The sequence below is a fragment of the Sphingobacterium puteale genome, assembly GCF_003627955.1.
GTDB classification, from domain to species: Bacteria; Bacteroidota; Bacteroidia; order Sphingobacteriales; family Sphingobacteriaceae; genus Sphingobacterium; species Sphingobacterium puteale.
In genome coordinates this window covers 99,531-124,131 of the sequence record NZ_RBWS01000018.1, presented here as the reverse complement: position 1 = coordinate 124,131, position 24,601 = coordinate 99,531, and the positions used below count along the sequence as shown (strand labels likewise).

10 protein-coding genes are annotated in these 24,601 nt (G+C 40.3%); all 10 read left to right on the top strand.

Features of this window, described 5'->3' with window-relative positions; translation table 11 throughout:
- Nucleotides 1–23: 23 nt before the first annotated feature.
- The 10 genes from D7322_RS21555 to D7322_RS21510 all read left to right on the top strand — a co-directional run bounded on the left by D7322_RS21555 (nucleotide 24) and on the right by D7322_RS21510 (nucleotide 24,565).
- On the top strand, nucleotides 24–2,399 hold the full coding sequence (locus D7322_RS21555) for an ABC transporter permease (RefSeq protein ID WP_121126288.1): 2,376 nt from the start codon (nucleotides 24–26) through the stop codon (nucleotides 2,397–2,399).
- Nucleotides 2,400–2,484: 85 nt separating this feature from the next.
- Nucleotides 2,485–4,902, top strand: a complete 2,418-nt coding sequence (locus D7322_RS21550) for an ABC transporter permease (protein ID WP_121126287.1) — start codon at nucleotides 2,485–2,487, stop codon at nucleotides 4,900–4,902.
- Nucleotides 4,903–4,959: 57 nt separating this feature from the next.
- Nucleotides 4,960–7,362 (top strand): ABC transporter permease, encoded by a 2,403-nt coding sequence (locus D7322_RS21545; RefSeq protein WP_121126286.1) that lies wholly within the window; start codon nucleotides 4,960–4,962, stop codon nucleotides 7,360–7,362.
- Between the two features lie 37 nt (nucleotides 7,363–7,399).
- Entirely contained in the window at nucleotides 7,400–9,808 is a 2,409-nt protein-coding gene (locus D7322_RS21540; protein ID WP_121126285.1) for an ABC transporter permease, read from the top strand.
- Between the two features lie 53 nt (nucleotides 9,809–9,861).
- Nucleotides 9,862–12,243 carry an ABC transporter permease gene (locus tag D7322_RS21535; protein ID WP_121126284.1) on the top strand — a complete coding sequence of 794 codons (2,382 nt, stop codon included), beginning with the start codon at nucleotides 9,862–9,864 and terminating at the stop codon, nucleotides 12,241–12,243.
- Nucleotides 12,244–12,322: 79 nt separating this feature from the next.
- The gene (locus D7322_RS21530) at nucleotides 12,323–14,689 is read left to right on the top strand and encodes an ABC transporter permease (RefSeq protein ID WP_121126283.1); all 2,367 of its coding nucleotides are present in this window, start codon (nucleotides 12,323–12,325) and stop codon (nucleotides 14,687–14,689) included.
- Between the two features lie 213 nt (nucleotides 14,690–14,902).
- Nucleotides 14,903–17,266 (top strand): ABC transporter permease, encoded by a 2,364-nt coding sequence (locus D7322_RS21525; RefSeq protein ID WP_077437788.1) that lies wholly within the window; start codon nucleotides 14,903–14,905, stop codon nucleotides 17,264–17,266.
- A gap of 30 nt (nucleotides 17,267–17,296) precedes the next feature.
- Nucleotides 17,297–19,690 (top strand): ABC transporter permease, encoded by a 2,394-nt coding sequence (locus tag D7322_RS21520; protein WP_121126282.1) that lies wholly within the window; start codon nucleotides 17,297–17,299, stop codon nucleotides 19,688–19,690.
- Nucleotides 19,691–19,743: 53 nt separating this feature from the next.
- Complete coding sequence (locus D7322_RS21515; protein ID WP_121126281.1) at nucleotides 19,744–22,128, top strand: ABC transporter permease; 2,385 nt, start codon at nucleotides 19,744–19,746, stop codon at nucleotides 22,126–22,128.
- A 31-nt stretch (nucleotides 22,129–22,159) separates the two neighbouring features.
- Complete coding sequence (locus D7322_RS21510; protein ID WP_121126314.1) at nucleotides 22,160–24,565, top strand: ABC transporter permease; 2,406 nt, start codon at nucleotides 22,160–22,162, stop codon at nucleotides 24,563–24,565.
- Nucleotides 24,566–24,601: the final 36 nt, after the last annotated feature.

The window sequence follows — 24,601 nt, the reverse complement described above, 5'->3', positions numbered from 1 at the left end:
CTAAAATTTCAAAACTAATCCGCATGATTAAAAACTATATTATAACGGCCGTTCGGGAATTGAACAAAAAGAAATTCTACAGCATCATCAATATGGTAGGCTTGGCAATTTGTTTGGCAATCTCTACGCTTATTATTTTGTGGGTGCAGGATGAAAAGAGTTTTGATACCTTTCATAAGGATTATGAACAGATCTATACGGTCAATTCTATACTACAAAACAATGATAAAGAACAAGTTTGGCCGACCTCCCCGGCGCCCTTATTCAAGTTTGCACAACAGTTGCCTGAAGTAAAAAATGCAAGTCGTGTAAATCTAGAAGAGAGTGCTACATTAGTGGATGACAAAAAAAAGCAAACTTATTCGGATATAGATCTGGTCTATGTAGATCAAAACTTTTTCTCTCTTTTTAATTTTCCCTTACATGCTGGATCCATCGAAAATTTTCAACAGGATCTCGCGGCAATTCTAATTACCCAAAACCTTGCTAAAAAACTCTTTGGCGAAGAAAGTCCGATCGGCAAAAGTATCCGAAAAAATAATACCACCTTTATCGTCCGTGCCATACTACAAGATATTCCACAGAACTCAAGCATCAGGTTTGATGCAGTTATTCCACTCACCTTTTATGCCAAACGATTTACTGAAAACGGAGGGAATGGTGAATGGAAAACAATTGATGAAGACTTGGGAAATTTTTATTTCAGCAACTACATTCAAATAAATAAAAATGTAGACCCAGCACAGGTTGCCGCAAAAATAAGTGATTACTATAAAAAAGCACAGAAAACAGAAGTTACCATACAATATAGATTGGCTGCTTTAAAAGATATCCATCTCATTAGTCCAGAAGGAAACCAAACCGCACGTCGTACTGTACAGATCTTTTCGGTGATCGCAATTCTCCTGCTCATCATCGGAGCTGTAAACTATATTAATCTAAGTACGGCACGTTCATTGGAAAGAATTAAAACGATCGGCATTCGAAAAGTAATTGGAGCAAGCAAAAAGCAGCTTTTTTTTCAGTTTGTAATAGAATCTGTTATCATCTTCAGCGTAGCGCTTATCCTTGCTATTTTATTGATCTTACTGTTAATTCCAAGTTACAATGAGTTGGCCGGAAAATCTTTGGCCTTTACACTTAGCAATCCCGAAATCTGTATCTACCTTACTTGCACTTTATTAGGTACACTCGCCCTTTCGAGCATATATCCTGCGATCTATCTTGCTTCATTCCAACCGGTACAATCGCTAAAAGGACAGTCAACACAGCAAGACGGAACAAACAGACTTAGGAGAGCATTGGTCATTATCCAGTTTAGCATTTCCATTATATTGATCATCTGTACGATTGTCATCAGAAATCAGCTCTCCTATATGCGTAAGATGGATTTAGGTTATGCTAAAGACCAAGTATTTACAGTTCCGCTCTCAGATGAACATATCAAACATGCAGACGCTATTATATCCGAACTCAGACAGTCTACATCCATAGCTGCGGCCTCACTGTCTGGATTTTATTCCATAATGGATTATGGCAATGCTACTGGCGACATTAACTGGCCCAATAAAACGAAAGAGAATCAAGCTATAGTAGGGCGTGCGACCATCGACCAAAACTTTATTCCACTCATGGGAATGAAATTTGTCGCCGGCACCAACTTCACAGGACTTCCATCGGATTCGTCCAGCTATATCATCAATGAAACCTTAGCAAAACAAATGGGACTTAAACCGCCATATATTGGCGCTCAAATGAGCCTACATGAAGTTCCGGGCAAAGTAATCGGTGTCTTAAAGGATTTCAACTTTAAATCCGTGAAAGAAAAAGTAGGACCGATTGTATTGTGGACACGTCAATTTAAAGGGACATTGTATATCAAATCAAACGCAGATCATATTCCTGAAGCCATCAAGACAATCGAAAAAATATATAATACAACTCCGTCTGAAAGACCATTCAGTTATAATTTCATAGATGATCAATTTGACAAAATCTATAAATCTGAAAATCGGACAGCATTTCTTTTTAACCTTTTCGCTGGAGTTGCCATCTTCATTTCTGCTTTGGGTCTTTTTGCTTTAAGTACCTATTCTGCCCAAATAAGAATCAAAGAAATTGGCATCCGCAAAGTCCTGGGAGCCTCTGTATTTGGTATTGTCAAGTTATTAAGCCGAGAATTCGTTATACTCGTATTTATTGCTATTCTCATTGCCGCACCCATAGCCTACTATCTTTCAATAAGCTGGTTGCAGACGTTTGCGTATAAAATTAATCTCAATGTATTCACCTTTATTCTAGGTAGTATATTATCACTGAGCATTGCCTTATTTACGATTAGCCTGCAAGCAGCCAAAGCAGCATTGGCCAACCCGATACATAGTTTAAAAGACGAATAAATAAAATAATGATATGTCGGGAGGTTATAATATCTCGGAAAAAGATAGAAAGGATAACCCCAAACTTTCATAAAAAACAGCGATCATGATACAAAATTATATTAAAATAGCCTGGCGCAATATTCTAAAGAATAGAGGTTATGCCACCATAAATATTGTAGGTCTCGCCATTGGCTTGGCTTGCTGTTTATTAATTGTTATTTATGTACAGAATGAACTTTCTTACGATAAATATCATATCAACAAAGACCGTATTTTCCGCGTCGTACATGACTATAAAGAAGTCGGCAGCACAGAACAACATCAGATCTGGGGGAATGCTCCAGTTGGAGAAGCCCTGAAAGCCGACTTCCCGGAGATAGAGAAGATCGTTCAGTTCTCCGGCCAAACCTCCATCCTACTCAAACAAGGAGAAAATAGATTCCAGGAAGAGAATGTATTTTTCATGGATTCTACGGCATTCGATGTATTCAGCTGGAAAGTCCTTGGCGGAGATCCACATACAGCATTAAAAAATGCATATTCTGTTGTATTGACAGAAAGCACAGCTAAAAAATATTTCGGTGACCAGAATCCCATTGGCAAAACCATTGAAGGGGGATTAGCAGCAGGTCGGGCTGATGCAGGTCTGTATACCGTAACAGCTGTAATGGAAGATGTTCCTGCCAACTCACATTTTACCTTCGATGCGCTGTTATCTATGAGTACCTTCCGGAAAGCAAGACCTGATGTCTTCGAAAAAGAAGGCTGGGACTATGTAGATTTTTACACCTACTTTTTGACATCGAAAAAATTTGATCCTACAAAATTCAATCAGAAGATACCTGGCTTTCTCAAACGAAATGTCCCCGTACAAGTAAACGCCAATTCAAAATACAGTTTTCACCTCGAGCCCATGCTTCAGGCCTACATGCACTCCACTGCTGATCGCCAACCGGGAACAACGGGTAGCTTTCAAAATTTATATATTTTCGCGATCATAGGTGGATTTATCCTGCTGATCGCCTGTGTCAATTTTATGAATCTTGCTACGTCCAGATCCATGGAGCGTGCCAAGGAAGTCGGTGTCCGAAAAGCCATTGGTGCCAATAAAAGCAATCTGATTCTCCAGTTTATGTCTGAGTCGCTGGTACTCGTATTTATCGGCGGTATATTGGCTATCGCTTTGGTCATTGCCTTTCTCCCTTTTATGGAAGCTTTTTCCGGTAAACAGTTTGGTTATTCATCCCTCCTTAATGGCACGACCTGGACGATTTTCTTTTTGGTAACACTTATAACCGGGCTATTAGCTGCCAGCTACCCCGCATTGATCCTGGCAAATTTTAAACCGATTAAAGTTCTGAAGGGGACGTTTGGCAACAGTAAGGGCGGAACTTTGTTACGTCGGGGGCTCGTCGTCTTTCAATTCTGTCTTTCTATTGCATTAATTGCAGGTACTGTGATTGTATTCTCCCAATTGAATCAACTGCAACAGCAAGACCTTGGATTTCAAAAAGCACAACGTCTAATCATAGACTATAATTTCGATGAAAAAGTCAACAATAACCTAGAGGCGATCAAAAATACGCTCGCAAAAGATAAAGATGTACAGTCGGTGACAGCTTCGCGCACTGTTCCGGGAACATTTTTTCCAAATGCCGGAACAGAGATTATGTCAACGGACGGCAAAATGACCAATTTCGCTCCCTCACTCTATGAAATAGATATAGACTTTATCCCCAATATGGGCATCAAGATGGCTGCGGGGAGAGCTTACTCACGCGATTTCCCAGCAGATAGCGCCCATTCACTGGTGATTAATGAATCAGCAGCCAAATTATGGGGCTATTCAAATCCACAGGATATCATCGGAAAACAATTTAGACAGTGGGGCAAAGAAGGCACGGTCATCGGCGTTGTAAAAGATTTCAATTACCTATCCCTGCATCGCAAAATTGAGCCATTGGCACTACGACTTGAACCAAGTAGCAGCCGTTATCTGGCCGTGAATCTAAAAAATATCAATCAGCAAACAATCGACCGAATTGGCAAATTATGGACTGAACTCGTCCCTCACCGTCCCTTTCTATATAGTTTCCTAGACGATAATTTTAACCGTCAATACGAAGCCGATTATAACTTCAGAAGACTCTTTACAGCCTTTTCAAGCCTCGCTCTTTTTATTGCTTGCTTAGGTTTACTGGGATTGGTGACCTATACGGCTCAACAGCGTACCAAAGAAATCGGGGTGCGCAAAGTGCTTGGTGCTTCCATATACAATTTAGTGCTGCTGCTTTCTTCTGACTTTATCAGATTATTAGTCATCGCGATCTGTATCGCTACACCATTATCATGGATGGCAATGAACAAGTGGCTGGATAATTTTGCCTACCATATCGAACCAAAATGGTGGATGTTTGCTTTTGCCGGATTGTCAGCTGTATTCATTGCCCTGATCACCGTTAGCTATCAAACATTTAAAGCCGCTAAAGCAAATCCGGTAGATAGTCTAAGGGACGAATAAATAGTATACAAGCAAGAATAAACTTAATATATCAGCACGAAACAAATAGATACGATCATGATCAAGAACTACACAAAAACAGCTTGGCGAAGTATTCGGGCCAACCGATTTTTCAGCATCCTTAATATTAGCGGATTGGCGATTGGCATCTGTGTATCTCTTCTGCTATTTGCTTTTATCCGTCAGGAACTGAGTTTTGATACCATGTATTCAAAAGCTGATAATATCTATCGTCTGCACATGCAGCTTTCGGCAGAATACAATCGGGAGAAAATGATTAACCTGCCCAATGCGGTTGGGCCTGCCCTCAAATCTGATATTGCGCAAGTTGATAATATGGTACGACTTGTAAAAGATGGCTTTGGAGCTACGGCTTCTATCCGTGCCGGAATGGATAATTTTAGTGAGAAGCAATTGTATCTAGCCGATTCAACATTGTTCTCCATCTTTGATTTCCAATTTATAGAAGGGAATGTTCATACTGCGTTTTCAAACAAGAAAAGTATTGTCCTCTCCCAATCAACAAAGGAAAAAATGTTTGGAAGCAACGAAGCATTAGGGAAACTTATCTCCATCAACCAAAGAGATACCGTACAGGTAACCGGCGTATTCAAAGATCTTCCCGCCAATAGCACCCTGGACTGTAATATGGTCATGAATATTATGGATTCCTGGATGGGGCAAAATGTCTATTGGAGTAATGCCAGTTATGAAACGTATATATTATTAAAAAAAGGAAGCGATCCGGCTATGGTCGCTCAACAAGCGACAAAGCTGATTGACAAGTATGTTGAAAAAGACCACCGGTATTACACCCAGTTTTTCCTGCAACCCCTGTTAAAGGTGCATCTCTACTCATCGAATCTCGGAGAGGGCGTCACCAAACGTATAGGAAACATTGACACCATCCGAACACTATCCGTCCTTGCTTTTCTTGTCATCGCCATTGCCTGTATCAATTACATGAATCTAGCGACCGCAAAATCACAGAAAAATGCCAAAGAAGTGGGTGTAAACAAGGTACTTGGAGCTACTAGAAGCCAACTGATTGTCCGTTTTTTTGTGGAGACCGCAACGATTAGTCTATTTGCAATGACATTAGGCGTGGTCTTGGCCATTCTTTTGATCCCGCTATTTAATTCAATCGGCAATACAAACATTACTATTCAACAACTCCTGAACTGGGATATGCTCGGGATATTGGCCTTATCCTGGTTTATGATTACGTTTGCCGCAGGCAGCTATCCAGCCTTATTCTTATCGAAAATAAAATCGATCGCATTAATGAATAAAGGCTACAACAAACAAGGGAAAACAGTCCTGATCAGACAAATATTGGTGGTATGCCAATTTACCATTTCGATTATATTGATCATCGGCATCTCCGTGATGCTCACCCAGATGAATTTTATTCGAAATAAAGACCTGGGCTATCAACCGGAACATGTGGTCTCGGTCCCCATCCGTTCTTTCCGGAGTCTGGAAAAGCTCAACACGCTCAATCAACAGGTCCAAAGCTTATCAAATACGCTGTCCACCACATTCGCACAGTCCGTACCCGGAAGTAACGAAAGCGGAAAGACAACTTATAAGCTCGTCACGGATAAACAGGGTTTACCGACCCTGAGCTGTGTTACTTATGGAAATACAGTAAATACACTTGGATTAAAACTACTTGCCGGAACAGATTTACCTGACATATGGGGACGTCCTGACTCCACCTGTTATGTACTGATCAACGAGAAAGTACTGAAATATTTAGGCTATAAATCACCGCAAGAAGCCATTGGAAAGCATATTATCACTGAGATGAGTCCAACCAACTCAATCATCACCGGTGTCGTTCAGGATTTTAATTATACAAACCTTAAATCCGAAATCGGAGGTTACAGCTACTACACCATGAATGATCCCTCAGAATCACCACGCAACTTGTTGATCCGTTATAAAACCACAGATGTTCAAGGATATATCGACCAAATAAAGAAGATATATACGACTGTCGCTCCCGAAGCTGCTTTTGATTTTTCGTTTTTAGATCAACATGTCCAACGCCAATATGAAAATGAAATCCGCTCATCCAATATCATGAGCATGTTTTCATTTCTTACACTTTTTATAGCCTGTCTCGGTCTGTTGGGATTAGCAGCCTATACCACCGAAGCCCGAAGCAAAGAAATCGGTATCCGCAAAGTTCTGGGAGCCAGTGTTCCGGGTATTATTCATCTACTTTCATCAAATTATATCAAACTGATTTTGCTTGCTTTTCTTATTGCTGGACCAATCGCTTATTATCTCTTTAATAATTGGTTAAATGATTTTGTATATCATATTGAGATGCCTTGGTGGGCATACCTGATTGCGATATTAATAGTAACACTGGTCGCATTTATCACTATAGGATTTCAGACATTTAAAGCCGCGCTATTGAATCCGGTAAATAGTCTAAGGGACGAATAGATCTTCATCTGGTTGAATCAAATAAAATTAAACGACAATGATTGGAAACTCACTAAAAACAGCTTATCGTTTTTTGAAAAAGCACAAGTTGATTACATGTATCAATGTCATGAGCTTAGCCATTGGCATCACAGCGACATTAGTCATCTTTTTGATGATTCAATACGACTATAGTTTCGATAAACATGTTCCAAACAGGGAACAGGTTTACCGTATTGTTAGTGACGGTGAAATTAAAAACGCGGGGGTATACATGCCATTAGTACGAACTATGGAAGAAGAGCTACCAAACATCGACGCCATAGCTCCCGTTTATCGAAGTCATGTTCAAAAACTGAAAATCACGACTCCTAGCAACACAGCTCAAGTTTTTCCAAAAGAGCAACGCATTGTACTGACCAATAGCCAATATTTCAATATTTTGCCACGCAAATGGCTATCCGGAAATCCACTTAGCCTCAATACAGCAGGCCATATCGTGCTGACAGAAAAAACACTGGAAAAATTTTATGGAAATGAGTCTCCAGCCAATGTCATTGGCAAAACCATCGTTTATGCAGACAGTATTCCGCTCCAGGTTGTCGGCGTGGTCGAAAATGCAAAACAGAACTCTGACTTCAATTTTGACAGTTTTATCTCCGAAAAAACAATTCCCCAGAACAATAGTTTAAAGGAGATGTTTAATTGGGAAGCCTGGAACAGCATCTCTGACTCCCATCAAGTTTTGATCAAAACCAAACCCGGTACCCGACCAAACGTGGTAGAAAGTAATATTGCAAACCTATTAAAAAAGTATAAATTTAAAAATGGCGAGAAAATTACTGATCACCTGCTGTTACAACCGCTATCGGATGTCCATTTTAATACGACTTTCAATTATGAAGCTACTAAGCCTGAAACACTACGAAACCTGATCCTGCTGGCATTTTTCCTTTTGGCCTTAGGCGCGGTTAACTTTATCAATTTATCTACCGCGCAATCCATCGAACGGGCAAAAGAAGTGGGCATCCGCAAGACACTGGGAAGTTCAAAATCGACTTTAATTAAACAATTTCTGTTGGAAACTTTTCTGATCACGCTTGCAGCCACTGTACTGGCTGTTCTACTGTTACCTCTTTTTCTACAAGTCTTCGAAGGATTTATTCCTAATAACTTAAACCTGGATTTATTGGATAAAAAATTGATTATAATGTTCCTATTGGTGCAGCTTCTTTTGGTCACGCTACTGGCAGGTTTTTATCCTGCTTGGGTATTGACGGGATATGCACCAGTATTGGCCCTCAAAAATCAGCTGGGGAAAAACACCAATCTTTCCAGAAGTGCATGGATACGTAAAGCACTGACCATTTTCCAATTTGTGATGGCCCAGGCTTTTTTAATCTGTGTATTAATTGTGATTCGGCAAATCAATTACCTATCCCACAAAGACATGGGGTTTCAACGTGATGCCATCATCAATATCGATATCCCTGGTGCCTTTCAGAACTCGGACAAAGGACTACTCCTCAAAAATGAGCTATTAAAACTTCCCGAAGTAAAAAAAATAAGCTTTGGAAATATTGCGCCAGCGATGAATGGTTATATGACAACTTCAATAGTTTACGATCAGTCTTCGGACAAAAAATCCTTAACTTTTGATAACCGCTCAGGCGATGAAAACTATTTGGATGTTTATAATATTCCACTTTTGGCCGGAAGAAATATTCGTTTACTGGACTCTACAAGAGAAATACTAATCAATAGAAAAGGTTTAGAATTATTAGGTATCCAAAAACCGCAGGATGCAATTGGCAAAACCTTCGAAAATGGAGCATCTACGATTGTCGGTGTTATGGAAAATTTTGACATTGCTTCGGCGCGCCAAGCTGTCAAGCCTGTATTGTACATCGGAAGTAAGACAGGTTATGTGCTCCATATTGCTTTGGACCAAAAACATCCGGAAAACTGGAAAAAGGCAATCGACAAGATCACGGCCACCTACAAATCTACTTTTCCTGACGACGAGATCGACCTTCGTTTTGTAGATGAGATTGTCCAAAAATTCTATAACCAAGAAAAACGCCTTTCCAAATTGCTGTCCTGGGCCGTCGGGCTGTCCGTATTTATAGCCGGATTAGGCTTATTTGGGCTGACCATATTTACCGCCAATCAAAGAACAAAAGAAATTGGTATACGTAAAGTTTTAGGAGCTTCAATAGTGCAGATTACCTTTTTATTGCTCAAGAATTTACTTTCTCTGGTGGCAATAGCCTGTTTGATTGCATTCCCGATTGCTTATTACTTCATGTCACATTGGCTAAATGATTTCGCCTATCGCACCACTATGGAACCATGGATTTTTGGGTTGTCTGCCCTCAGCCTGATAGCATTCGCCAGTTTCGTGCTATCAACCAAAAGTATTATGGCAGCAAAAGCTAATCCGGTAAATAGTTTGAGAGACGAATAGATCAAGTTGATCTTTCATTTATAACATGAATTAAAGATTTAAATCTCACAACAATGATAAAGAACTTTATAAAAACCGCATGGCGCAATATTTTTTCCAACAAATTCTACAGCGCTATCAATATCCTCGGGTTGACTGCAGGATTAGTTGTGGGAATCTTCCTACTACTATGGATAAAGGATGAATTATCCTTTGACCGTTTTCACAAGAACCAAGGCTCAATCTACAAAATCGGAATCGAGGGCGGAACCGGGATCTCAAAACGAATATTTGGATCTATTATTGCCCCAGTTGGGAGTTTTGCCAAGAGAGAAATTCCTGAGGTTAAGGACGCTGTACGTATCTTTCGGATCGGTGACGCCGCCATCAAGTATAAAGACAAACGATTTAGAGAAAAGAATTTCGCTTTTGTAGATCCAAGTTATTTTAGTGTTTTTGATTTTCCGCTCATTCAGGGTAACCAGAAACAACCTTTTTCCGACAACAATTCCGTTGTTCTTACTGAGACTACCGCCCGTCGATATTTTGGCAATGAAAATCCAATCGGTAGAGCTGTCATACTGGGAATAGAAGATCTATGTGTAGTCAGCGGAGTTATCGCTGACTATCCCGAAAATTCTTCCTTTCAATTTCAGGTACTGCTTCCCTTATCACGCTTTAACGAATATGCCTACGTCAAAAACAAAACCACCTATGACAATAAAACTTATCTGTCATCAATGGATACCGATTGGTCCAACTTTTCTTTTGAGACCTACCTCCAGCTGAGACCTGATGCCAGCCCCATAGCAGTAGCCCAGAAATTACAAAAGATACACGAACGCAATAAACCGGAAGATACCCCTGTTCCATATGTTACCCAACAGCTATCAAAGGTACATCTGTATCAGATGGATGGTAGTGATGGTGGGATAGGCACTGTTCGAATCTTTATTGGAGTCGCTTTGATGATTCTTATTATTGCCAGTATCAATTACATCAATCTCTCTACCGCACGGTCCTTGTCCAGATCCAAAGAGGTTGGTATCCGTAAAATTATCGGGGCCGGAAGAAAAGAGTTATTTTTCCAATTTATGCTGGAGACGACACTGTACTTCACGATCGCCGCTATTCTGGCCATCAGCATCGTCTTTATCTTTCTTCCCTTTTTTAACAATTTCTCTGGCAAACATATCTCATTGCAGTTATATAGTATTGATCTATGGAGCTATATTTTAATCATGTTAATAGGTACATTACTGTTGACCAGCATTTATCCGGCATTGTTACTTTCAAACTTTGATCCGATCAAAGTACTAAAGGGCAGATTCGGAATGAAGAAATCAAATTTTAGAAAGATATTAGTGGTATTACAATTTACGGTATCTATCGTTCTCATCACCATGACGGTCGTCATCGGTAGACAATTGGATTATATACGCAACAAGAACCTTGGTTATGAAAAAAGCAATATCATAGCTGTCTCCATGGCACCGAAAATGGCACAACATTTTGAGGCCGTTAAAAGTGATCTCCTAAAAAATAAAGGCGTAAGTGATGTCATTCGGCTTGGGAGGGATATGGTATATGGTGGAGGATCTACGGGTGATAACGATTGGGATGGAAAACCCAGCAATTCGAATCTTTGGTTCAGCATTACTTATTCGGATCAATTTGCGCTTGATTTTTTCAAGATAAAACTGGCTCAGGGAAAAAACTTCACCGGCTCGATTGCAGATTCTACGCATTTTCTTATCAACGAAACCGCTGTCCGCGAGATGGGATTAAAGAATCCCCTTGGTACCCGTTTACGGATCCGAACTGTTCCGGGAACCATTATCGGTGTGGTCAAAGATTTTAATTACGCGAGTGTACGTCAAAAAATCGAACCCATGGTCTTTCAATTTAGCCCAAAAGATTGTCAGCAGCTTTATATAAAAACAAACCCTGCCGGAACCAAATCGGCATTGCTCGCACTGCAGCAGATCTGGAAAAGTTACTATGACGATATGCCGATCAGTTATAGCTTCTTAGACGAAAGCTACCAACAGCAGTATATGAGCGAGCAAAAACAAGGAACATTATTTAATTTCTTTGCCATCATAGCGATCATGATTTCTTGCCTTGGACTTCTTGGACTATGTACGTATACCGCACAACTGAAAACCAAGGAAATTGGCATCAGAAAAGTCCTCGGTGCGACGGTCTTCAATATTATCCAAATGCTGAATAAAGAATTTTTGCTTTTGATCATTATTGCTAATATTATCGCAATTCCTCTCGCGTTATATTTCACTTCGAACTGGCTGGACGGATTTGCCTTCAGAACTACAGTGCCGATAACCATATTTTTAGGTGCAGGCCTACTAACGATTATTATTGCTTTGTTTACTGTTAGTTTTCAATCGATTAAAGCAGCTATCGCTAACCCCGTCAAGAGTTTAAAAGACGAATAGCTTTTATTCATAAAAATCAACATATATTGAAGAATTAATCAATACACCAAAACAACAAACATAACCATCAAACACCGTCATGATTAAATTATTTTTGAAAACTGCTTTACGCAATCTTAAACGCAACCCCTTAAATACGGCAATCAATATTCTCGGATTGTCCTTGGGATTTACGGTTGCTTTGGTGAGCACCCTGTGGATCTTGAAACAGTTTTCCTTCAACCAGCATTACAAAAATTATGATACGATCCATCAGCTGATGATGACCGGCACTTTCAACAATGAAAAATCCACGGATGGAACTTCCACCCCCATCCCGTTAGCAAAGTTGATGGAATCTGATTTTAAGGATGAAATCCAAGATGTCACATTGATTACAGATGCTGAAAGCTCTGCCATTAAAATAGGTGAAAAAAAATTGAATGCGACAGGATTTTATGCAATGGGCAAATTTTCAGAACTATTTTCGTTCGAAGCTGTACAGGGAAATATCGCTACCCCAACTGCAGCATCCACCATGATTATTTCTGAATCATTGGCCAACAGGTTATTGGGGACTACTGATCTTATCGGGAAGACTATTCAGCTCAACGGAAACGAACAATATACGATACAGGGTATTTTTAAAGACATTCCTGAAAACAATACATTTCACAAACTGGAGTATATCCTACCTTTTGCTGATTATCTCCATAAAAATGAGGGTATCGAAGAAAAGTGGTCAAACTGCTTTTTTAGCACCTATGGTAAGATTGAGAACCCTCAAATTATCCCAGGACTCGAACAAAAACTAACCAACATCTTTAGAACAAATCTTACAGACATCAACCCTGAGATTCTGTTGCACCCCATGTCCAAATGGAATCTTTATGATTCATTTAAAAATGGTAAAAATGCAGGTGGCCAGATTCAATATGTGTGGATGTTTGCCTGGATCAGTATATTTATTCTCTTGTTGGCCAGTATAAATTTTATCAATCTCAGTACAGCCCGAAGCTTAAAAAGAGGAAAAGAAATTGGTATCCTAAAATCTGTTGGTGTAAATCGTAGGCAATTGATTGCCGGATTTTTAGTGGAATCCATCCTGTCTGTATCCTGTGCTTTTCTGATGGCGATCATATTAGCGACCTTGCTCCTCCCTTGGATAAACACCATCGCCAATACCATATTGCAAGTTCCTTTTACGCATATTCAATTCTACTTATATTCCTTTTTGGGGGTTCTCACTATTGGCGTTCTCGCCGGACTATATCCTGCGCTACTCTTATCCTCTTTCAACCCGATCCTTGCACTCAAAGGAAAGATGAACATCGGCAAAGGAGGATTCAAGGCCAGAAAAGGAATGGTAATCGTACAATTTGCCATTTCCATCTTTCTGATGATTGCAACCTATTTGGTGATCAAACAACTGCACTATACAAAGGATCGTCCGATTGGTTACAAAAGTTCAAACCTGGTCAACATCAACAGTCGAAGCGAGTTAATTGTCAAAAACTTTGATATCCTGAGAAAAGAACTGATCAATCAGCGTTTGGTGCAGGATGCCTCCCTTTCTTCGAGTTCGATTAATCGCCTCTCTTTGACGGGCGGTGGTTTCAATTGGCAGGGGAATGAAACAAAAGAAGGATCCATTATGGGCATTTCCACTGTAGATGAAAATTTCGCCAAAACGGTACAATGGAATTTTTTGAAGGGAAGAAATTTCTCCAAAGATTTCAAGACAGATTCCACAGGAGTAATTATCAATGAGGCTGCGGCCAAATTTATGGGAGTTACAGATCTGACGAGCAAACAATTATCTAAAAGAGGAATCAGCTATACGATTATCGGTATTATACAGAACACCTTATCCGAATCACCGTTTAAGTCGATTACACCTACTGCCTATTTTCTCGATTTTCTACCCAAAAACAAAATAACCCTCAAATTGAATGATCAGCAAGATATTAGCCAAACCATGAAAGCAATCGCCCAACAGTTCAATCGTTTTGATCCGGATCTCATCTTCGATTACACATTCACAGATAAAGAATATGCGAAGCAATTTGAACAAATGGAAATGATCAAAAGCCTGACCAGTATTTTTACAGGGCTTGCCATACTGATTTCCTCTCTTGGGCTATATGCTTTGGTCGCATTCCTAACCGAACAACGCGAAAAAGAAATTGGTATCCGCAAGGTCCTTGGGGCATCAGAAGTTGGCTTATGGAAATTATTATGCACAGAGTATGTCTGGTTGACATTGATCGGTTTTCTTGTTGCCGCTCCTCTAGCCTATCTATTAATGGAAACATGGCTCGACAATTACGTTTATCGCATTTCAATTAGCTGGACCGTATTTGCTTTTACAGGATTAACTGCACTGGTCATCACCCTCCTAACAGTTAGTTATCAAGCCATTAAAGCAGCATTGACTAACCCCGTGATCACATTACGGAACGAGTAGATCTACCTGTTCGGCGACGGACAGCAGACTGTCCGTTTCCGAACATACCACGCGACCACAACAATACAAAAACACCTAAAAATCAAAAACTTACACTTATGGCAAACGAATTGAATTAACGATTTATAGTATACATGATCAGCATAGCGCTATCAGCTAGGATAGATTGCTTGGCCTAACAGTAGATTATGAAAAAGTAAAAAACTCAATACGATGATTAAGAACCACATCAAAATCGCTTGGCGGAATCTTCAAAAAAATAAGAGTTATTCCATTATTAATATCCTTGGACTTTCCATTGGCATGACTGCAGTGTTGATTATCGGGATCTGGGTACAAAACCAGCTCAAGTTTGATAATTTTTATAGTGACCATGAGAACATCTATAAGGTTTTTAATAAAAACCGCAGCGCTGAAGGAAAGATTAATCTACAAGGATATACATCGGGGCATGCATCTCCGGCTTTAACGACAGACTACCCAGAAGTGAAACGCGCTGCCCGTGTCGGCTGGAGCACGAACAGGCTGCTCTCTTTTGATGACAAGAAGATCAAATCCAACGGGAACGAAGTGGATCCTGCATTTATCGACATATTTGATTTTAAAATTGTAAAAGGCAACCGCAACAGTGCATTAAAAGAAACAAGAAACATCATCCTGACTGAAAGCCTTGCAAAGAACATCTTTGGGGATAAGGACCCTCTCGATAAAACAATTAGACTGGACAATAAGGAACTCTATAAAGTTTCAGCAATAATGCAAGATCTTCCAGCCAATACAAATTTCAATTTCAGTTATTTAATTCCCCTCGTCAAAGCCGAGGAATATTCTCCAAACTGGAATACGATTGCATTCCAAACTTATATTCAGCTAAAAAAAGGAACAGATATTACCGCTTTTAACAATAAGCTCACTGATATTATCAAGAAAAAGACTAACAACGAGCTAGAAGGATCGCTATTTCTATATCCAATATCCAAAACGCACCTGTATTCAAAATTTGAACAAGGTATTCCGGTTGGTGGCAAAATCGATCAGGTTAAACTAGTCGCAGGGATTGGTTTATTAATTTTGTTGATTGCTTGTATCAATTTTATCAACCTCAGTACAGCACGCAGCCAAAAAAGGGCAAAAGAGGTTGCCATACGAAAAGTTGTAGGAGCACATCGCACCAATTTAATCATCCAATTTCTTTCAGAATCCATATTGGTAGCCATGATTTCGGGTGCACTTGCCATTCTCCTAACAATCATCACGCTTCCGCTATTCGACAAGATTTTTGACAAACCTTTGGTATTTCCATCATCAGAACCGTCAATTTGGCTTGCGTTGGCCGGATTTATTTTTCTGACAGGTTTGTTGGCTGGCTTGTATCCTGCATTTATATTATCGGCTTTCAAACCTATAAAATCGCTAAAGATATTCGGACAATCCAAAAAGATCCCTTTGAATTTTCGTGAACTACTGGTCATCTTTCAATTCGGTATTGCGATCATTCTAATTATTGCCACTATCGTCGTCAGGAAACAAATTGACCATGCAGGACAACGTGAAATTGGGTATAACAGCTCTCAATTGATAGAAATTTTTATGGAAGGTGATATTGGGAAAAACTATGAAGCGATTAAATCAGAACTTATCAATAAGGGTATAGCTACCGCTGTCACGCGTTCCGGCTCATCAGTGACCGGCAATGCGGGTAGTACTTGGGGCGGCATTTCCTGGCAAGGATCTACGCCTGAGCAGGAAAAAAAAATAGGCTTTGATGTAGGGAGAACCGAAAGTGATCTTGTCAAAACACTTGGCTTAAAACTCGTTGCCGGGCGGGATATCGACTACGCCAGATTGCCAGCGGACAGCACAGCAATCCTCCTAAACGAAGCTGCTATCAAGGAAATGAACCTAAAGAACCCAATAGGAACTTACTTCAAATGGGGAAGCAATACGTTTACAATCGTAGGAGTAATTAACGATTATATCAGCGGATCTCCCTATAGTCCCGTGACACCTTTACTTATATATGCTACGAAAGAATCCCTATACAATTTAATTATCCGAACTAATCCGACCTCCCCTGTGCAAGATCAACTCAAGCAGATCGAACAGATTCTAAAGAAATTCAATCCAGCGTATCCATTCGAATATCAATTTGTTGACCAAAAATTTGCAAGTAAATTTAGAGCGCAACAACAAACAGCTCAACTGGCATTCATCTTTTCGGGGCTGGCGATTTTTATATCCTGTCTTGGCTTGTTGGGATTAGCCTCCTATATTGCTGAACTCAGAACCAAAGAAATTGGGATACGCAAGGTACTCGGTGCTTCTGTTGGTGGCATTACAGCCATGCTTTCCAAAGACTTTATTAAACTGGTGATTATTTCTATCATTTTGGCCTCCCCCATTGCTTGGTGGGCAATGAACAAATGGTTACAGGACTTCTCCTACCGGATCGAAATACAATGGTGGATTTTTGCTTTGGCTGGACTTTCTGCTCTTTTTGTAGCTTTCTTTACCGTAAGTACTCAAGCCATAAAAGCTGCTAGTAGTAATCCGGTAAAAACCTTACGGGACGAATAGATTAAGACGATACAACTTAACGTAATAACAATGATAAACACATATATTAAAATCGCCTGGCGGAATCTACTAAAGAACAAGGCTTTTTCTGCAATTAATATCCTTGGTTTGGCCATTGGTATGGCAGGCGCCTTACTTATTGCATTGTGGTTGCAAAATATGTTAGGAATGGATCGCTTTCATGAGAAAGGTGACCGGCTTTATATCATGAGCAACCGGGATGAATATCAAGGCGAAAAATCCGCATGGACCTTCACCCCAAAGATATTAGGACTATCGATGGCAACTGATTTCCCCGATATTGAGGCGTTCACAAGATATGATGAAGGCAATCAATTCTTAACAACATTTCAGGATAAAAAACTAATTGCCAATACCGTCTTTGTCGATCCTGGATTTTTCAACATGTTTTCACTCCCCCTCTTGCAGGGATCCAATAACATTCGTTTTGACAATCCCAAAGGTCTCGTTCTCACAGAAAGTTATGCCAAAGCTTTATTTGGAAATGAGGACCCTATCGGGAAATCAGTGAAGATCGACTCGGTCAACCAAGTCACTGTACAAGCGATACTCAAAGATCTACCTAGCAATTCAAGCTTCAAATTTGACATATTACTCCCCTTTGCATATGCAAAAACAATCGGCTATGTAGATGAAAATTGGGGCAATAATTCGTTAAGGACCTATATTTTATTAAAAAAAGGAATTTCGCTTTCAGACTTCAATACCAAGATCAGAACTTATTCACGAGATCATATTAATGCGGCAAATAAAGCTGAAGGGAATAAAAGTGCAAAATATACTGGAGAAATCTTCGCATTTCCGTTTCAAGACAGTTTCCTCTACAACAATGGTAAAGGTGGTAATTATACATCCGGGCGTATTGATATCGTCAAGCTCTTTGTTTGGATCGGTATTTTTATATTATTGGTGGCGAGCATTAATTTTATGAATCTAAGTACCGCCCGTTCAGAACGAAGGGCCAAAGAGGTGGGTGTCCGGAAGGTCATTGGTGCCAATAAATTAGGGTTAATGGCTCAATTCTTAACCGAAAGCATACTGATTAGTGTGATTGGTATGCTCGTAGCTATAATTCTCGTTTTTATTGCCCTCCCTTTTTTCAACGAACTTGTCGGAAAACAACTCAACTTATCCTTATTGAACTTTGGCACCTGGCTATTTTTAATTGGATTCGCATTGCTGACAGGAATATTTGCAGGCATTTATCCCGCTTTTTTCCTTTCCTCATTTCAGCCTATCAAGACATTAAAAGGCAAATTTATTTCTAAGACCAAAGGGCTTAATGTTCGTTCTGTCTTGGTAGTTATTCAATTCAGCTTGGCCATCGTGTTGATTATCTCCACGGTTGTGGTAACTAAACAAATTCAATATACCAAACAACGTGAACGCGGTTATAATGAAAATGGCTTATTATATACCAGCCTCAAAGGAGATATGGAAAAAAACTATAAACTGATCCGAGACGAACTTTTAGCCAGTAATGCCGTCATTTCTGTATCAAAGAATATGTCACCAGTAACAGAGATTTACAGCAACGGCTGGGGATATACTTCAGGCACTCCTACAGAGGAGGACAAACGTATTTCATACAATCGTTTCAGTACAGATGCCGATGCCGTAAAAAACCTTGGGCTGAAACTCGTACAGGGCCGGGATATAGACATCTATAAATTTAAGACGGATAGCAATTCCTTAGTTCTAAATGAATCTGCGGTAAAGAGTCTTCATCTCAAAGATCCAATAAACAGCATCGTCGAAGGAGATGGGACAAAATGGACTGTTGTGGGAGTCGTGAAAGATTTTATAATGGGCTCCCCATTTGGTAACAATGTACCGATGATTATTTTCGGGCCAAGAACCTGGTTTACAACAATTCATTATCGTTTAAATACCAATCGTAATATAGCGGACAACCTCAAAACAATTGAATCAATTTTTAAAAAATTCAATCCCGATTATCCATTCGAGTACCAATTTATTGATAAGACTTACGAAGAAAAATTCAAAGAAACAAAAGCCATAGGCACGCTTTCTATGGTATTCGCAGGTTTGACCATCTTTATTTCCTGTCTTGGTCTGCTCGCTTTGATAGCCTATATGGCTGAGACGCGTATGAAAGAAATCGCCGTACGGAAAGTCCTCGGAGCCAGTGTCACACAAGTAACTTCATTGCTGTCCGTGGACTTTATTAAATTGGTAATTGTTGCAATCCTGATCGCTTCACCGATCGCCTGGTGGGCCATGGACAAATGGTTGCAGGATTATAGTTACCGCATCCAGATCCAATGGCACTATTTTGTTTTTGCCGGACTGGTGGCAATATTAATCAGTATGGCTACCATAAGTTATCAGGCAATTAAAGCTGCTTTAAGTAATCCTGTCGATAGTTTACGGGATGAATGATAATCAACATAAAAAATTAAAAATTTCGAGCCGCTATACCCAATACTAAAAAGATGATCAAAAACTATATCAAAACCGCATGGCGAAACCTTTGGAAAAGCAAAGGATACTCTTTTATCAATATCCTAGGGCTGACCTTGGGGATGGGAGTCTCTTTGATAATCGCCCTCTGGATCAATTCAGAAATAAGATTTGACCGTTTCTACACCAAAGCGGACCGCCTATATCAAGTATATACAAGAGACGTATTTGATGGTAAGCAGCATACTTGGGGAGGTACCCCGCATGTACTCGGTCCTATCTTACAACAGGAACATCCTGAAATCGAACACGTGGTGCGTACCTGGAATATTAACCACCTTATCCACCACGATGCTGAACCGGGCCTCGGCTCCTCTGGGATAGCGGTAGATGCAGCTTTTTTAAAACTCTTCGATTTCAAAATCCTAACAGGAAATTCCCCCACCCCATTATCCCGTCCCGACGCATTGGTGCTAACTGCTTCTACTGCTAAAAAATTATTTGGCACACTAGATGTCATTGGACGCCGGGTTGAGATGGACACCACCGTTTCCCTGACTGTCGAAGCGGTTATCGAAGATATTCCTTCTAATTCCAAATTCTATGGAAATGACTTTATCTGTTCTGTGGATTACTTGGACAAAACAGGCAAGACTTTTACGGATTCATGGACAGCCTATAATCATGAGACTTATGTGCTTCTAAAAGAAGAGGCACTATTGACCTCTGTCAATAAGAACATTGAAAATCTGGTTGCTAAACATACCAACAAAACTACAAAAGCAACGATCTATCTCTATCCCGCCAGCCGTTGGCATCTATACAACAAATCGGTCAATGGACAGATGGTTGCAGGCAATATTACCACGCTACAGCTATTTGGACTGATTGGCATACTCATTCTCCTGATAGCCTGTATAAACTTTATCAACCTTAGTACCGCAGGAGCCGAAAGGCGCGCCAAAGAAATTGGCCTACGCAAAGTAGTTGGCGCATCGAAAAAATCACTCATGCAACAATTTCTATTAGAATCCTTTATCATAACCTTTTTAGCTGGATTACTAGCGTTAGTGTTTATTCTCTTAACACTTCCATCTTTTAATAAACTCATCAACGGACATCTTGCAATTACAGATTACCCAATATTCTTTTATTGCCTATTTCTTGCCACTATTTTTTTCTGCTCTCTCTGCGCAGGATTATATCCAGCTTTTGTGCTATCGGCTTTTAATCCGGTAAAAACGTTAAAAGGGAATATTATAAAGACCAAGTCAGGTCTCCAGCCCAGAAAAATACTTGTCACTCTACAGTTTACCATATCAATAGGTCTTGGTATATGCACTTTTATCATCGGTCAGCAGATCCGCTTTGGAGAGCATCGAGAAAGTGGATATGATCGTAACAACCTAGTATACGTACCTCTAGAGGGAAATTTAAATAAAAATTACGAAGCGTTCAGGAATGAATTGTTCCAACAAAATATTATCACAAGCATGACTAAATCCTGGGGGCGAATAAGTCGTTCGGGAAGTAATAGCTGGGGATACTCCTGGCCCAATGACCGACCAGAAGACTATGATATCGTGTTTAACAATATGGCGACAGATGTTCATTTCACGAAGACAATGGGGGTCAAATTGATTCAGGGACGAGATATTGACATTTACACCTATCCCTCTGATTCCAGTGCGCTGCTACTTAATCAAGCTGCTGTTACCAAAATGAGATTATCCACGCCCCTTGGTACTCAAATTACGGCTGCCAAGGGTACTGAGTACCAGCGTACCTATCACGTAGTAGGCGTTATTGAGGATTTTGTTTGGCAATCACCTTATCAAGATATCGAACCAATGATGATCCAGGGCCCTATCGTTCCCGCAAATTATCTCCATATACGACTAAATACAGCTAAAAGCTTATTGGAAAGTATAGAGATGATTCAATCGCTACTTAAAAAATATAATCCAGATTACACGATAGACATTCACTTTATTGATGAAGAGTATGCCTTAAAATTTGCCGGTCAAAAACGTACGATGAAGCTGACAGGTTTATTTTCGGGGCTGGCGATCCTCATCGCATGTCTAGGTTTACTGGGACTGATCTCCTTCGCAACGATACAAAAACAAAAAGAAATCGGCATCCGAAAGGTCCTTGGTGCATCTGTATTCGGAATTATTAAGCTATTGTCCCGCGATTTCATTAAACTCATCTGTATTGCTTTGCTCATAGCCTCACCTACTGCTTGGTGGATTATGAATCAATGGCTAGCCGATTATGTGTACCGTATCGATATACAATGGTGGATATTTGCATTAGCAGGCTGTTTAGCGACACTGATTGCTTTGTTTACGGTCAGTACATTGGCTATTAAAGCGGCAATAGCTAACCCTGTCGATAGTTTACGGGATGAATAGTAGAAATATGAACAGCGAATACAATCCCATTATGATAAAGAATAATCTAAAAATAGCGTGGCGGAATCTAAGAAGAAATTCTTCCACCTCGATCATTAATATCACTGGGTTAGCCTTGGGTATTGCGATCTGCTTGCTGATAAGCCTATATGTGGCTGATGAGTTCAGTTTTGACCGGTTCAATACAAATGCGGATCGAATTGTACGTGTGGTCTTTCGCGGTACGGTAAAAGGGGGAACGATGAATGAGGCGCATGTTATGCCCCCTGTGGCAGCCACAATGAAAGCTGAATTAGCCGAAGTACAGGAAACAGCACGTTTGAGACAAAGTGGAGCCCCCTTATTTACGGTTGGTGATAAGGTTTTTCGTGATGAACAGATGGCCTATGTTGATGCCTCCTTCTTTAAGATTTTCACCTTGCCTCTTATCAAAGGTGATGCGAATACTGCCGTGAAGATGCCTTATACGGCGGTAATATCTGAATCCATGGCACGCAAATATTTTGGAACAACAGACGTCGTAGGTCGGGATCTCGCCATAAAAGGTGACCAAAATATGCTAAAAATTACCGGAGTAATGAAGGATATCCCTAAAAACTCGCATTTCCATTTTGATATCTTCACCTCAATGGCGGCACTGGAAGACTCCCGTTCAAATTCCTGGATGACATCCGAGTACTATACCTACGCACTCCTCAAGGAAAATACCGCCTTAGAGAATCTAGAAAAAAACTTAACGACCTTATTTGACAAACATGTTGGGGCTCAGTTTATGGCCGGATTCGGGATGAGTTATGAGGATTACAAAAAATCAGGCAATACAATAGGTCTCTATTTACAGCCCCTGACCGATATCCATCTGCATTCCAATTTTGGCTACGACCTCAGTCCATCCGGTGATATCCGATATATTTATATTTTTAGTGCTATAGCGTTGTTTATGCTATTGATCGCGACGATCAATTTTATGAATTTGTCTACAGCCAGCGGTTTCCGGAGAAGTCGGGAAGTCGGTGTACGTAAAGTACTCGGTGCTGACAAGCAAAGCCTGATCCGTCAGTTCCTATCTGAAGGCATTTTGCTGACCTATTTGGCCTTGTTTCTGGCAGTCGGAATTGTTTTATTGGCTCTTCCTCTATTTAATCAATTATCGGGTAAATCCATTGCAATCCATCAGCTCGATTTTGCCAAAATCATTCCCCTCCTGCTCGCATTCGGCTTATTGGTAGGTCTATTTTCGAGTACTTATTCTGCATTATATCTAGCTGCATTCAACCCTTTGACTGTATTAAAAGGACGTTTGTTGCGGTCTACAAAACGGTTCAACCTCCGGAGCAGCCTTGTCGTCTTTCAGTTTATTATTTCCGTAGGCCTCATTTTCTGTACCGTAGTTGTCATCCGGCAGCTCGATTATATGCGGAACATCAAATTAGGTTATGAAAAAGAGAATGTCATTGTGATCCAGAGTTGGCCCTTGGGCGAAAACGAAAAAACTTACGTCAAGCTATTATCCGAAGACAGCCGTATCAAGCATATCTCCCGTTCATCTTACCTACCCGCTGGAGAAACCAACAACAATAACTTCTTTGTCTATCCGGACGGAAATACAGAAAAATGGGTCAAAACACTGCGTTATGATGTAGACGAGGAATATATTCCTGCAATGGGTATGCAGCTTCATGAGGGACGAAATTTTTCGAAAGCTTTTGGTAACGATACCTTATCCATTATCGTGAATGAAACCGCAGCAAAAGATCTGGGCTGGAAGGGAAAAAGCCTTAGCCGTACATTGACCAATAAGGATAATAAAACCTATCGCGTCGTGGGTGTTGTCAAAGATTTCCATTTTAAATCGTTACACGAACCCATTTCACCCTTGGTCATGGTATTGGGCGATCAGGCTGGGAGTCTGATTGTCAAAACAGAGACAAAAGATACCGAAGCGCTGATTCAAAAATTGAAAGCGGAATACGACGCCTTCCCTTCCGATATTCCATTCAACTATTCTTTCCTCGATGAGCGCTATGCCCAAACCTATCAGGCCGAAGTCAAAACAGGAAAATTGTTGAGCATATTCGCCGGACTGACGATTTTTGTCGCTTGTCTGGGTTTATTTGGATTAGCTATTTTTACAGCAAACCAGCGTCGGAAAGAAATCGGTATCCGTAAAGTCATCGGCGCTTCTGTTCCAGGTATTACAGGGATGCTTTCAGTGGAATTTATCAAACTTGTCCTGATCGCCATCGTGATTTCTTCACCGATAGCCTGGTGGGCAATGTACAAATGGCTGGAAAATTTTGCTTACCGCATTGAAATACAATGGTGGATGTTTGCCCTTGCAGGGCTACTTGCTGTACTGATCGCACTGTTGACAGTCAGTTCGCAAGCCATCAAGGCAGCTGTAGCAAATCCAGTTGACAGCCTGCGGGAGGAATAACCGCCAAGACGACCAAAAAAATGATATTGTAAACGC

Bases quoted from the DNA above. Each gene is read 5' to 3' on its own strand.
- D7322_RS21515 (WP_121126281.1), top strand. From the start codon at position 19,744: ATGATCAAAAACTATATCAAAACCGCATGGCGAAACCTTTGGAAAAGC.
- D7322_RS21525 (WP_077437788.1), top strand. From the start codon at position 14,903: ATGATTAAGAACCACATCAAAATCGCTTGGCGGAATCTTCAAAAAAAT.
- D7322_RS21510 (WP_121126314.1), top strand. From the start codon at position 22,160: ATGATAAAGAATAATCTAAAAATAGCGTGGCGGAATCTAAGAAGAAAT.
- D7322_RS21530 (WP_121126283.1), top strand. From the start codon at position 12,323: ATGATTAAATTATTTTTGAAAACTGCTTTACGCAATCTTAAACGCAAC.
- D7322_RS21520 (WP_121126282.1), top strand. From the start codon at position 17,297: ATGATAAACACATATATTAAAATCGCCTGGCGGAATCTACTAAAGAAC.
- D7322_RS21535 (WP_121126284.1), top strand. From the start codon at position 9,862: ATGATAAAGAACTTTATAAAAACCGCATGGCGCAATATTTTTTCCAAC.
- D7322_RS21550 (WP_121126287.1), top strand. From the start codon at position 2,485: ATGATACAAAATTATATTAAAATAGCCTGGCGCAATATTCTAAAGAAT.
- D7322_RS21555 (WP_121126288.1), top strand. From the start codon at position 24: ATGATTAAAAACTATATTATAACGGCCGTTCGGGAATTGAACAAAAAG.
- D7322_RS21545 (WP_121126286.1), top strand. From the start codon at position 4,960: ATGATCAAGAACTACACAAAAACAGCTTGGCGAAGTATTCGGGCCAAC.
- D7322_RS21540 (WP_121126285.1), top strand. From the start codon at position 7,400: ATGATTGGAAACTCACTAAAAACAGCTTATCGTTTTTTGAAAAAGCAC.